Raw genomic sequence first — 13,021 nt, 5'->3', positions numbered from 1 at the left:
TCTTCCCATTGCACTATACATAAAACATAAAACTTCTAAACGATAACCTATCTATCATTAGACTTGTTTCTATTATTAAATGATAGTAATATCTTGCTATTATCAATGAACATTAATTATTAAGTCTAAGTAATAGGGATAGCGTTATGACCGTGCGTATTTATGTGAGAGCTAGCACTAAGGATCAAGACGCTACTAGAGCATTAGCGGAATTGATTACTTTCAGTAGAGATTATGATGACAACCATGTTGATTACGTTGAGCACTTCAGTGGTACGAAGCTCGATAGACCAGCATTAGCTAAGCTGCTAAAGGACGCTGAGCAAGGCGATATTCTACTAGTTGAAAGCGTGGATAGATTAAGCAGGCTATCTCAAGATGATTTTTCGATTCTAAAGCAGCGCATCAAAGATAAGGGTTTACGATTGGTAGTGGCTGATCTACCAACAACGCATATGGTAAGTAAGGGTATGACAGGTGAGATTCTAACAGTGATTAATCATATGCTGATCGACTTATTAGCAACGATGGCAAAGCTTGATAACGACAAACGTAGAGAGCGTATTAAGCAGGGATTGGCGAACAGTGGCTATAAGCCCACTGGTAAGAAGCCTAATACAACGAAACACAATCGTATTAGAGAATTAGATAGTCAAAACAATATGACAAAAGAGGAAGTCGCTAAGGCGGTTGGTGTTGGGGTAGCTACCGTTTATCGTGTCTTAAAGCAGAGCTAACAGTTATAGTTGGAGTGAATAAGGTAGTCTAAATGTACTTCGTTGTGTACATGCAGTGAGCTTTTGGATCTTTATTCTTATTTACCATAAGCGCTGTTATGGGAAGAAGGGCTGCTATCTAGTGAGAACTTAAACCTTCAATTGTGAGCTATATTGATCAATGGTTTGATTTATCAATATAGCTAAAATGTACACAAAATGAGATTTTTGCGAGTAAATTAAACTATTTTTGATCTACCTTTCATCCTTATTCATTAGATTATTCAAGAGTACGTTCTATCAACACTGTGTTTGCTATCTCTATACCGATTTTCGCAATCACAGCGTTTCTATCTTCAAACGAAGCATCGGTGTCCGTAATGTATAAAGCGGCGATGATAGGTTTGCGACCTGGAGGCCACATTACAGCCGTAATCGCACGTGATCCATAACCGCCAGCGCCTGTTCTGTCTGCTATGATCCAGTCACTTGGAACACCTTTACGAAACAGCGCATCACCAACCTCATTAGCCTTAAGCCAAGATTGCAGTTGTTGACGAGACTCAGTAGATAATGTTTCTCCCACCACTAATTTTTCAAGTGTCGTTATCATTGCCATTGGTGTGGTGGTATCTCTTTTATCTTTAGGTGTCGCCTCATTCAGCTCAGTTTCCCAGCGATCAAGTCGCGTTGTATTGTCCCCAATAGAACGTAAAAAATGAGTGAGAGATTTAGGTCCACCTATGGCTTGCAAAATAAAGTTGGCAGCTGAATTATCACTGGTTGACAGGGTTGCATGACACAACTCCCCAAGAGACATACCTTTTTTGCCTACCTGCTTTTCTGTCACAGGAGAGTAAGTAACCAGATTTCTTTTAGAGAACCTTATGACTCTATCTATCTTTTCCTGACCTAAGTCAACATTATGAAGAACATTGGCACAAGCAAGTGTTTTAAAAGTACTGCTTAAAGGAAAACGTTCATCAGCTCTATACTCCCAGCGTTGCTCGGTCTCTAAATCATGCACAGCCATGCCGATTCGAGCACCCAATTTATTCTCAGCATTTTTGACAGAGTCAATTAGTGAGCCTGCTGCATTGACGTGTAATGATAGCGTAAGACAAAAAATAGTGATTAGTGTGCTAAAAATTTTAATCTTGTTTTGGAGTAAATGCATGATGATTAGAGTTTCCTTTGAAGGCATATGATCTACAGTTATAACGCAAACCCTTTGAAAACAATATGCCTTGCCTATACGGTGTAATGGTATAGCTACCATACTCGAAATCAGTCCCGTAACACTATTACTGATAGTGTTACGGTTAGCTAAAAATATTTCATCAGTTGTTCAGTTTACTGACTTAGATGTTTGGCATGAAAGCGCAAATGCTCTTCAATAAAGCTGGCGATAAAATAGTAACTATGGTCATAGCCCTCATGCAATTGATACATTAAAGGATAATCGTTTGATTCTGCAGCTGCGAGTAAAGCTTCTGGCTTGAGCTGCTCTACAAGGAAGTTGTCAGACTCACCCTGATCTACTTTAGCAGGAACTAATTCAGTTGCTCGTTTCATGAGCTCACTAGGATCGTAGTTCAGCCAATTGGCTTTATCTTCACCTAAATAAGCAGTAAAAGCTTTTTGTCCCCATGGAGAATTCACAGGGTTACTGATAGGACTAAAAGCAGACATTGAGCGGTAACGCTCTGGGTTAAGCATGCCAATGTTCAACGCACCAAGACCACCCATCGAATGACCAGAAATGGCTCTCTTATCAGATACTGGAAACGATGCCTCAATTAACTCAGGCAACTCATTGACCACATAATCATACATCTGGTAGTGCTTGCTCCAAGGCATCTCAGTAGCATTAACGTAGAATCCTGCCCCTTGACCTAAATCGTAGGCTGCATCATCAGCAACATCTTCACCACGAGGGCTAGTATCTGGGGCGACAATAGCGATACCCAATTCTGCAGCAATACGCTGTATCCCAGACTTCTGCATGACGTTCTCATCTGTGCAGGTCAAGCCTGACAACCAATAAAGGACAGGGACTTTTGTACCACTGCCCATCTGAGGCGGCAAGTAAATAGCAAACTGCATACTACAATTTAATGATTTTGAATGATGGCTATACTGCTTATGCCAGCCACCAAAACTTTTATTGACACTAATATTCTCTATGGACATACTAAAACACCTCTGTTAAAACATTAAATGCTGCCCCCAAAAAGAGACAGCACTGTTATCATGACAACATAACTACTTAATGTTAATCACCTATAAATGACCGATTATTTGTTAAAAAAGATCATGATGACTCATTCTTAAAAATGAATAACCGTACGAATACTCTCGCCTTTATGCATCAAGTCAAACGCTTCATTGATGTCTTCTAATGGCATGGTATGAGTAATGAAATCCTGTAATGGGATTTCGCCCGCTAGATAGCGCTCAACATAACCTGGCAATTCCGTACGACCTTTCACGCCGCCAAATGCTGAACCTTTCCAGACACGACCAGTCACTAACTGGAATGGACGGGTTGAAATTTCTTTACCTGCACCAGCCACGCCGATAATAACCGACTCGCCCCAGCCTTTATGGCAGCACTCAAGCGCGGAACGCATCACATCGACGTTACCGATACATTCAAACGAATAATCAACACCGCCATCGGTTAACTCAACGATGACTTCCTGAATTGGTTTGTCATAATCTTTTGGATTAATACAGTCAGTTGCGCCTAGTTTTTTGGCTAACTCAAACTTGCTTTCATTGATATCAATCACAATGATGCGGCTGGCTTTTGCCATTGCAGCACCGATGACCGCTGACAGCCCAATACCGCCCATGCCAAAGATAGCGACCGTAGCACCTTCTTCGACTTTTGCAGTGTTCATGACCGCACCCATACCAGTCGTGACGCCACAACCTAGCAAGCAAACTTCTTCTAATGGCGCTTCTTTATTGACTTTAGCCAATGAGATCTCTGGCAAGACAGTATATTCAGAAAAAGTTGAGCAACCCATGTAATGGTAAATTGGCTGACCATCTTTATAAAAACGCGTTGTGCCGTCTGGCATCAGACCTTTACCTTGAGTCTCGCGCACTGCTGAGCATAGGTTGGTTTTACCTGAAGTACAGAATTTACATTCACCACATTCTGCGGTGTATAGAGGAATGACATGGTCGCCAACTTGGACACTGGTGACGCCTTCACCAATTTGCTCAACGATACCACCACCTTCATGACCCAAAATCGCTGGGAATACACCTTCTGGGTCTTCACCAGATAAGGTAAAGGCATCGGTATGACAAACGCCGCTAGCGATGATTTTTACCAAGACTTCGCCTTTGCGCGGCAGCATGACATCCACTTCTTCGATAGATAGCGGCTGATTTGGCCCCCAAGCAATGGCGGCTTTCGATTTAATAAATTTATCTGACATAAGAGTCTCTCTTTTTGGTTAGTTGATTGTTGTCCCTGTTCAACTCAGACATATTTCTAGAACACCATGTTGAGCTGAGCGAAAAATTTGATCTCTATTTACCTTACCATTTTGTGATATGAGTGTTCTACTGCTTTACTATTATCTTTTAGCCCCATCAAATGCAGCTACTTAAAAGGATACAGTACTTCGTTGCTACTTTACATCAATGGCTATGCCCTTGTGATAGGCTAATGGTAGCAACGCCTACTGCAACCAACCCCATGCCGATCCAAGTGCTCAAATCGAGATGTTGTCGGTAGATAACCGCAGACAATGCCGTTACCGTCACTATCGCAAGTCCTGCCCATAGCGCATGAACAATACCAACCGGCATTCCTTTCATAGCCTGTCCTAAAAAAACAAATGCAGCTAGATGTCCTAACAGAACTAACATACTTGCTAACGGCTTAGTGAAGCCATCCGTCTGTTTTAATGCAACGTGAGATAAAGCTTCTGCAACCACTCCGAAAAAAAGAAACATCCAACTCATTTTGCACCTCTTGTATTAGCAAGCTTTAGTTGCAATGAACTGGAGCCTGTTTGAATTTATGCTTGTATTATATCTATTTCTGATTAGATGATAATATGCTATATTCGAAACTATCTTTTGCATATAGGTAATAATGATGAAATGGGATGGTATCAGTGAGTTCGTTTACGTGGCTGAATACGAGAGTTTTACGAAAGCTGCAAAGAAAATAGGCATCTCGACCGCTCAAGTAAGTCGACAAGTCAGCGCCTTAGAACAACGTCTCAATATTAAATTACTTTACCGAACGACTCGTAAGGTCTCGCTAACAGAAGAAGGCCGTGTTTTTTATCAGCACTGCCGCGGGGTACTTGATGGTCTCGATGCCGCAGAGCAAGCGGTGACTAATTTGCAGTCAAAACCGCAAGGCATGATTAAACTGACAACTCCTGTCACTTATGGTGAACAACAATTGATGCCATTGGTGAATGACTTTATGGTGCAATATAGTGATATTGAAGTGACTGCCTTTTTGAGTAATCAGCAGGTTGATTTGATTGAAGAGGGCTATGATTTAGCCATTCGCATTGGAAAGCTTCGTGATTCGACTATGATGGCAAAAAAACTCAGTAGTCGTACTAATTTTGTCTGTGCGGCGCCCTCCTATATTGAGAAATACGGCATACCGCATTCTCTGACCGAACTTGGTCAACATAACTGTCTGCTGGGGACGCTAGACTACTGGCACTTTAAAGAGTCTGGTAAAGAGAAAAACATTCGAGTGACAGGTAGCGTGCGTTATAACAGCGGTTATAGTTTAGTCGATGCGGCTATAAAGGGATTGGGTATTGTGCAGCTACCTGATTACTACGTACAAAAGCATTTAGAATCGGGGGAGCTGGTCAGCTTATTGGATAATCTTAGGGAACCTGAGGAAGCTATTTGGGCTCTATATCCTCATAATCGCCATTTGTCGCCAAAAATTAGGCTGCTACTAGATTATTTAGCAGCACATTTATCTAAACCCTAACTGGGTGATAGTAAGAACTACCCATACTTTAAGGCCTCGCACCTCGAAAGATAAATCATCTAATTACTTGGAGGTCTTGCACACTACTCTAACCAACTCGATCGTTAGGAGGCTGACATGATCGTCAAGCAAAAACCGAACGCACTCAAGCTGTTTTTTACCTTGCGCGGCTCTATCCTACCAAAAATTTATCCTCAGATTTTTCTCACCATCTTGCTTAGCACTCTAATAGCAGGCATCCAGTACTGGTTTCCAGGCTTCTTCTCCTCTTATAGTACGGCTCCCTTCACTTTTCTAGGGGTTGCTTTATCATTGTTCCTCGGCTTTCGTAACAATGCCAGCTATCAACGCTGGTGGGAAGCTAGGGGTCAATGGGGTCAGCTAGTAGTGGATGCTCGTAGCTTGGCCCGCCAAGTGCTCTCATTTATGGATGAAGAAACGGAGACTGGACGGCAAACCCAGCGCCGTATGATTCACCTAACCATCGCCTTTACTCATGCTCTGCGCCATCGACTACGTGACACTGAACCTTGGCAGGACGTTGATCGTTTTGTAGAACCCGAGCATCACCTCAGCATGCGCCAAGCGCAAAATCTGCCCGAGTACCTGCTGCGGCTGATGGGGAAAAAGGTCGGTTATAGCCGACGTGAGCGATTATTATAGGAATTTCTAGTACAGAACATGGATGAACGGCTGACCTCTATGACTGTAGTTTTGGCCGCCTGCGAGCGCATTCATTATACGCCACTACCATTTGCTTATACGCTGTTAGTACATCGCACCACCTACTTATATTGCTTTATGTTGCCTTTTGGTTTGGTGTCATCTCTGGGATGGGCTACTCCGTTTGTCTGTGCAGTGATCGCCTATACTTTTTTTGGTTTAGATGCTCTTAGTGAGGAGTTGGAATCGCCTTTTGGCTTGGCCGCTAACAATCTACCACTGAGTGCTCTGTCGCGTACCATCGAAATTAACTTACTAGAGGCACTGGGAGAAACCGATCTGCCGCCCGATATAAAATCTAAAAATGGCTACTTACAGTAAATTATTTTGCGTAAGCAGTTAGCCTTAAGTCTCTGGCTGAGTAGTTATATAAACAGTCTTGATGGTGACGGAACAAATAATGGCATTGTTCAAACATGAGTAGATATACGAGCCTCTATTAATAAAAATTATTATTACCTTATGGTAAAAGTCATTTTCTTTTTAGACCTATTATCTTTTATATGAAATAACGTATGATGGTTTCTATCGACAGACGACGCGGCAAACTTGCTGCAACTCGATAGAAAAACTATTGATAAAAAATCATCCACAACCGGAGAACAACACATGAGCATTTTTACTCACGTTACCCTTGGCACTAACGATGTTAATCAAGCACGTACATTCTATGACAACGTTTTAGAGATTCTAGGGCTTAAACGTATTGCTGACCTAGGTGATAATGGTTCAATATGGGGCGTAGATGCACCATCTTTATTTGTTATGAAACCTAATAATGGTCAACCAGCTAGTGTTGGTAATGGTAATATGGTGAGCTTTGAAGCACCAAGCCGCGCTGCTATTGACGCATTTCATGCAGCAGCATTGAGCGCTGGTGCTCAAGATGAAGGCCAGCCTGGTACACGCGATTGGGCGCCTAACGCTTACGCGGCCTATGTTCGTGATCTAGATGGTAATAAGCTTGCCGTTTATTGCTTCAAAGAAGCATAACAGCAGTCTTACGGACCGCTCGTTCGTAACCGCTAATATTAGTATCAATACTACCGAAAAAGGGTCCTGCAAATTTTGCAGGACCCTTTTTCGTCATTGAAATCAGCTTTATAACACTTGATACCCTGTCTATTTATGTGAGTCCGCGTACTATGTAAGTAACGCACAGACTCTGTAATAGCAACAAAATGTTAAAATTCTTCTTATTACATTCAACCTTTTATAAAGAATATCAATAGATAAATAACACTTATCCATGACTGCAAACGTCAATGAGCAAAATCCAAATATATTTAAAATCAAGAAATACAATTCAATAGGAGTCGCCTGTTTATGGCCACCAATAACAATAAACATATCAATAAAGACATTCTCTGTGACACTGACCACAGTGTTCGAGTCAGGGGAGCTCGCGTTCATAACTTAAAGAATATAGATGTAGATTTACCTCGTGATGCACTGGTCGTTTTTACCGGTATATCAGGATCAGGTAAGTCATCACTTGCTTTTGGCACTTTATTTGCTGAGTCACAACGTCGTTATTTAGATTCAGTATCCCCTTATGCGCGTCGATTGATAGATCAAGTTGATGAGCCTGATGTTGATATGATAGAAGGTCTGCCGCCAGCAGTTGCTCTACAACAACAACGAGGTACGCCCTCAGTGCGTTCATCAGTGGGCAGTGTTACCTCTATCTCAAACGGGCTACGCATGCTCTATTCACGAGCTGGAGATTATCCTACTGGTCAAGAGATATTGTATGCCGATGCGTTTTCGCCAAATACACCTGAGGGTGCCTGTCCTACTTGCTCTGGTATTGGCCGCGTGTTTGAAGTCACCGAAGAGTTACTAGTACCTGATAACACCAAAACCATTCGAGAGCGTGCTATCGCAGCATGGCCACCAGCGTGGCAAGGCAAAAACCTAAGCCGCATACTGGTGTCACTCGGCTACGATATTGACACGCCTTGGCATAAACTGCCAAAAGAAACCCGCGATTGGATCTTGTTTACAGATGAAACCCCAACCGTTCCTGTCTACCCTGAATACAGCCTTGAGCAAGTAAGAAAAGCGATTGAGAGCGGCGAAAAGCCCAACTATATGGGCACGTTTTCGAGTGCAAAGCGCTTCATACTGCATTCTTTTGCCACTACTCAGAGCTCATTGACAAAAAAGCGCGTTTCTCAGTTTATGCAAATCTCTGTATGTCCAGAATGTGATGGTAAAAAACTGAAAAAAGAATCACTATCCGTTACGTTCGCAGGACTTGATATTGGGGAGCTGTCGCAACTGACCTTTATCGAACTGGCGCGCAAGCTTGAGACTGCGGCCAATAAAGTCCCAACTGACAATATGGCAAATCGTGAAAAGGCTATCGTCGCTCAGCGCATTGCCAGTGATATGTTATCTCGGGTAAAAGCACTGACCCTATTGGGTTTGGGGTACTTATCACTTGAGCGCACCACACCTACACTATCTCCTGGTGAGCTACAACGCTTACGCCTAGCCACTCAAATTCGCTCACAACTTTTTGGGGTGGTTTATGTACTAGATGAACCATCCGCTGGTCTTCATCCAGCAGATACCCAAGCATTACTAAGTGCCTTAGATGAGCTCATTGCCGCTGGTAACTCAGTGTTTGTCGTCGAGCATGATGTGAGCGTCATCAGACACGCTGATTGGATCGTAGACGTTGGCCCCAATGCGGGTACTCATGGCGGCGAGGTGATTTATAGTGGTCCTGTAGAGGGATTGCGCGACGTGACTCACTCGCATACCAGCCGCTATCTGTTCAGCACTGACGCTATCGTAAAACGCACACCAAGAGAGCCGACAGCGTGGCTTAAACTTACAGGGATTACGCGTAATAACTTACAAGAGCTGGATGTCGGTTTTCCATTGGGTGTGATGACTACTGTCACGGGTGTATCAGGTTCAGGAAAGTCGAGTCTAGTGAGTCAAGCTTTGGTAGAGCTCGTTTATGAGGCTCTAGGACAAAAACAAACGGTTGAAGCTCCAACTGGCGAAGCCGATTTACTTGAGCAAGAGTTGGAGACGCCAACCGGTGGACAAATCATTGAGGGTATGGATGATGTCAAACGACTGGTAACCGTCGATCAAAAAGCTATTGGGCGTACGCCGCGCTCAAACCTTGCTACCTATACCGGACTGTTTGATCATGTCCGTAAGCTATTCGCGTCAACGAGCGAGGCAAAATCTCGTCGTTACAACGCAGGGCGTTTTTCATTCAACACGACTAAAGGTCGTTGTCCTAATTGTGAAGGCTTAGGCTTTGTGAGTGTCGAGCTACTGTTTCTTCCTAGCGTCTATTCGCCTTGCCAAGTCTGTCACGGACAGCGCTACAATGAGGACACGCTAGAGGTCACGTATCGTGACAAAAACATCGCCGATGTGCTGGCGCTCACGGTTGAATCAGCTTATGAATTCTTTGCAGACGACCCTGCTATCTTGCGAGCATTAAGTGCCTTGCTACAAGTCGGGCTTGGCTACTTACGACTTGGCCAACCAGCAACTGAGCTATCTGGCGGTGAAGCCCAACGTATTAAACTTGCCACTGAATTGCAGCGAACGCAGCGCGGCGATACGCTGTATATCCTAGATGAGCCAACAACGGGTTTGCACCCAAAAGATGTCTCGATGTTGATGGCGCAATTGAATGGACTTGTTGATGCCGGTAACAGCGTTATCATGGTCGAACACGACATGCAGGTTGCTAGTAGTAGTGATTGGGTGATTGATATCGGCCCTGGTGCAGGTGGTGAAGGTGGCCATATCGTGGCGCAAGGATTACCTGAAACAGTCGCTGAGTCGAAGATCAGCCGAACCGCACCTTTCATGCGCCTCTAGTGCCCGTCGCAAACCTCTTATGATAGTGTAAAAAAACGACAGCGATAATCAGTTTATCGCTGTCGTTTTACTTAATGTAATTTGATCTTTGGACGACCTATGCGTAGTATCTTTTCGCTAATCCATAAAGCAAATGTCTTGAAGGCACCATGAATAGACATCTGATGCATGCGATAGAGCGATATGTACATAAAACGGGCAATCTTTCCTTCAATGAAAAAGCTGTTATTGGTGAGATTACCCATTAAGTTTCCCACAGTACCGTAACGTGATAGATTAACCAGTGACCCATAATCGTTATAGGTAAAACCTCGTAGTGGCTGCTTTCTTAACGTTGCAATTATATTTTTTTCAACACATTTTGCCATTTGATGTGCAGATTGCGCGCGCGGTGGCACTTGTTTGCCATCGGTTTGGGTGAAGGCGCAGCAATCGCCTAATACAAAGATACGGTCATCAACCGTGCTTTGTAAAAATTTATTTACCCGAATTTGATTATTAGAAGTAAGCTCAAAAACCCCCAAATCTTTAATAAAATCAGGGGCTTTTACGCCTGCCGCCCATACCATGATATCAGCCTCAATCTGCTCATCATCTTTCGTAATAAAGCCGTACTTCGTCGCCTCTTTCACCTGTGTATGTTCACGTACATGAACGCCTAGTTTCAATAATTCGCGCTTAGCACTTGATGCAATACGCTCAGGCAAGGCAGGTAAAATGCGTGGTCCCGCTTCAATTAAATGGATGTGTAAACGTTTCGGCGACATATTTGTCAAGCCGTATAGCTTTAATAGATTAGACACATGGTACAGCTCAGCTGAAAGTTCTACTCCCGTTGCACCTCCACCAACAATGGCGATATTAAGTGCTTGCTGCTGGTTATCATCTTGATGAAGACGCGTAAAACCATCAAGCAATGAATGCTGAAAACGTTGAGCTTGCTGAGTTGAGTCCAAAAAGTAGCAGTTTTCCTTCACCCCAGGGGTATTGAAGTCGTTACTTATGCTGCCAATGGCAATAACAAGATGATCGTAGTGCACGTGGCGTTCCGGCAAGATAGTATGGCCTGATTCATCATACAGTGCAGCAAGAGTGATGGTTTTAGTTTTTTGATCAATATTATCAAATTCCCCCAGCTGAAAGTGGTAATGATGCTGAGCAGCATGCGCCGAGTACACCACACCATCTAAATCAGAATCAATAGAGCCTGTCGCGACTTCATGCAGTAACGGTTTCCAAATATGAGTACGGTTTTTATCTATTAATAATATATCGGCTTGCTTTTTCTTTCCTAACTTGTGTCCTAATTGGGTTACAAGCTCTAAACCACCAGCACCGCCGCCAATAACGACAATTTTAGGTGTGATTATATTCATAACGTTGTCCTAGACAATAACATATTCAAATAACTGACAATCTATTCGCAAGGTAGGTTATGAAAACCAGAGTAACTAATAGACTGCTGTCATTATGAGGTGAGATTCATGAAAGCTAAAATCATAAATCAGGCTTTTACGTGGCAGGAAATGGTGAGCTTATGGCCATCACAATCATGAATATTAGAAGCTTAATCGTGAGTACTTGATGTATCTACCCTCCTCAATAGATCGAAGGCAGATGACTTGTTCAAATCGTTATTAACAACCATGAAATCAGCTAACAGGCTCATCATGTATTTTTCATAATAAGCCTGAAATTTTACTTAGGTGCAAACATGTTATCAGCACTGCGATGTGCGGTATAAACTGCCTCACCATCACTTTCGCCATCAAATATAACCGTCACGTTAGGTGTAAATAGTAAGATATCACCTACTTCTGCCACGTATTTGTTGCCTTGTAAATCCCGCATCACAATTTTACCCTTAGTGATTACTTTGTATTCTACAAATTCATAAGTGTACTCAAACTCAACACCAGGTTGCATGGCAAAAAAACCAACCGTTAAACCATTAGTATTATTGGTGACGCTAACTTCTGCCATCTGACTTTTTAGGTTGTTAACTTCAAGTAAGCCAGCGAGTTGGTTTAGCTTATAAGTACCTGCTTTAATAAGTTGGATACCAGACTCTTGAGCAAGTGAGGCTACATTGTTTTTATTTACGGAAAGAGTCATTATTTTAATCCTAATAAGGTTGACTGAAAGATCAGTATCTGTAAATCATATGTTTTTTTAGCACTATAGATTCAGCTCATTACTTACTATCTGATCTATAACGCCTACTTTACATTGTTTATGAGAAATAATAACCAGCATTAGAATAAAATGACTTTTACATGTTAGTAATAATAGAAGATAATTGCAGAGTATAAAATAAGGTTGGGTGTTCGTCATTGACGTTAGTTAAACGACTGTTATATGAACATTCTAAAAATAAAAAGTGGCTCTGAAATTATGAATCATAAATAAGGCTTCCATCATCAGCATTTGAGCTTTGCAGATATTAGTTTAGTTGCTATTGAGCATATATAAAGTACGACCGCTAGTGTTGCCAATATGAAGGATAACGGCAAAAAGAAACTTTCTTGCAATATACCATCGGCATTAATACCGTTGTAAAATACAATTTCCAGTAGCCCTGACAAACCAGATAAAAATAACAGTATGAGCACCACAATGATTAGCTTAGACATCATAATAATTTTTCCATTTGATTGTTTGTATGTTTACGCCAATGCAAAAACTAAACTAGGCAGCTTAATTCTACTGGATAAGTATCTTATGC

Annotated in this window: 10 protein-coding genes and 1 pseudogene; 5 read left to right on the top strand and 6 right to left on the bottom strand. The window is 42.3% G+C overall.

Annotated features, from left to right (window positions below; genetic code table 11):
* Positions 1-146 precede the first annotated feature (146 nt).
* Positions 147-737 carry a recombinase family protein gene (locus CXF58_RS02770; protein ID WP_102076510.1) on the top strand — a complete coding sequence of 197 codons (591 nt, stop codon included), beginning with the start codon at positions 147-149 and terminating at the stop codon, positions 735-737.
* 259 nt (positions 738-996) lie between these two features.
* Here the strand turns inward: CXF58_RS02770 and blaCARB are convergent, their stop codons facing one another.
* The 4 genes from blaCARB to CXF58_RS02750 all read right to left on the bottom strand — a co-directional run bounded on the left by blaCARB (position 997) and on the right by CXF58_RS02750 (position 4,694).
* Positions 997-1,893, bottom strand: a complete 897-nt coding sequence (blaCARB, locus tag CXF58_RS02765) for a CARB/PSE/RTG family carbenicillin-hydrolyzing class A beta-lactamase (protein ID WP_102076509.1) — start codon at positions 1,891-1,893, stop codon at positions 997-999.
* A gap of 176 nt (positions 1,894-2,069) precedes the next feature.
* On the bottom strand, positions 2,070-2,903 hold the full coding sequence (gene fghA, locus CXF58_RS02760; protein ID WP_228706521.1) for an S-formylglutathione hydrolase: 834 nt from the start codon (positions 2,901-2,903) through the stop codon (positions 2,070-2,072).
* 143 nt (positions 2,904-3,046) lie between these two features.
* Positions 3,047-4,171: an S-(hydroxymethyl)glutathione dehydrogenase/class III alcohol dehydrogenase gene (locus CXF58_RS02755; protein WP_102076507.1), complete on the bottom strand. Its 1,125-nt coding sequence runs from the start codon at positions 4,169-4,171 to the stop codon at positions 3,047-3,049.
* Positions 4,172-4,376: 205 nt separating this feature from the next.
* Positions 4,377-4,694: a DMT family transporter gene (locus CXF58_RS02750; protein ID WP_228706520.1), complete on the bottom strand. Its 318-nt coding sequence runs from the start codon at positions 4,692-4,694 to the stop codon at positions 4,377-4,379.
* Between the two features lie 145 nt (positions 4,695-4,839).
* Between CXF58_RS02750 and CXF58_RS02745 the strand changes: the two genes are divergently transcribed.
* The 4 genes and pseudogenes from CXF58_RS02745 (at position 4,840) to uvrA (ending at position 10,296) form a co-directional block, all read left to right on the top strand.
* Positions 4,840-5,712, top strand: coding sequence for a LysR family transcriptional regulator (locus tag CXF58_RS02745; protein ID WP_102076505.1), 873 nt, complete (start codon positions 4,840-4,842; stop codon positions 5,710-5,712).
* Between the two features lie 117 nt (positions 5,713-5,829).
* Positions 5,830-6,756, top strand: a pseudogene (locus CXF58_RS02740) (bestrophin family protein).
* A 288-nt stretch (positions 6,757-7,044) separates the two neighbouring features.
* Positions 7,045-7,428, top strand: coding sequence for a VOC family protein (locus CXF58_RS02735; RefSeq protein ID WP_102076504.1), 384 nt, complete (start codon positions 7,045-7,047; stop codon positions 7,426-7,428).
* 333 nt (positions 7,429-7,761) lie between these two features.
* A complete protein-coding gene (gene uvrA, locus CXF58_RS02730; RefSeq protein WP_102076503.1) occupies positions 7,762-10,296 on the top strand; it encodes an excinuclease ABC subunit UvrA in 2,535 nt (844 codons plus the stop codon).
* Positions 10,297-10,367: 71 nt separating this feature from the next.
* On the opposite strand, the gene CXF58_RS02725 is transcribed toward uvrA, so the two are convergent.
* Both CXF58_RS02725 and CXF58_RS02720 read right to left on the bottom strand, forming a co-directional pair.
* On the bottom strand, positions 10,368-11,672 hold the full coding sequence (locus tag CXF58_RS02725; protein ID WP_102076502.1) for an NAD(P)/FAD-dependent oxidoreductase: 1,305 nt from the start codon (positions 11,670-11,672) through the stop codon (positions 10,368-10,370).
* A gap of 322 nt (positions 11,673-11,994) precedes the next feature.
* Positions 11,995-12,411 (bottom strand): cupin domain-containing protein, encoded by a 417-nt coding sequence (locus CXF58_RS02720; RefSeq protein ID WP_102076501.1) that lies wholly within the window; start codon positions 12,409-12,411, stop codon positions 11,995-11,997.
* Positions 12,412-13,021: the final 610 nt, after the last annotated feature.

Origin of the sequence: Psychrobacter sp. Sarcosine-02u-2 (assembly GCF_002836335.1) — a bacterium.
GTDB lineage: Bacteria > Pseudomonadota > Gammaproteobacteria > Pseudomonadales > Moraxellaceae > Psychrobacter > Psychrobacter faecalis.
The sequence above is the reverse complement of the archived record's forward strand: the minus strand, read 5'-3'. Positions and strand labels throughout refer to the sequence as shown.

Coding starts and splice junctions, on each gene's coding strand:
- CXF58_RS02750 (WP_228706520.1), bottom strand. CDS start 4,694: ATGTTTCTTTTTTTCGGAGTGGTTGCAGAAGCTTTATCTCACGTTGCA.
- CXF58_RS02755 (WP_102076507.1), bottom strand. CDS start 4,171: ATGTCAGATAAATTTATTAAATCGAAAGCCGCCATTGCTTGGGGGCCA.
- CXF58_RS02770 (WP_102076510.1), top strand. CDS start 147: ATGACCGTGCGTATTTATGTGAGAGCTAGCACTAAGGATCAAGACGCT.
- CXF58_RS02725 (WP_102076502.1), bottom strand. CDS start 11,672: ATGAATATAATCACACCTAAAATTGTCGTTATTGGCGGCGGTGCTGGT.
- uvrA (WP_102076503.1), top strand. CDS start 7,762: ATGGCCACCAATAACAATAAACATATCAATAAAGACATTCTCTGTGAC.
- CXF58_RS02735 (WP_102076504.1), top strand. CDS start 7,045: ATGAGCATTTTTACTCACGTTACCCTTGGCACTAACGATGTTAATCAA.
- blaCARB (WP_102076509.1), bottom strand. CDS start 1,893: ATGCATTTACTCCAAAACAAGATTAAAATTTTTAGCACACTAATCACT.
- CXF58_RS02720 (WP_102076501.1), bottom strand. CDS start 12,411: ATGACTCTTTCCGTAAATAAAAACAATGTAGCCTCACTTGCTCAAGAG.
- CXF58_RS02745 (WP_102076505.1), top strand. CDS start 4,840: ATGAAATGGGATGGTATCAGTGAGTTCGTTTACGTGGCTGAATACGAG.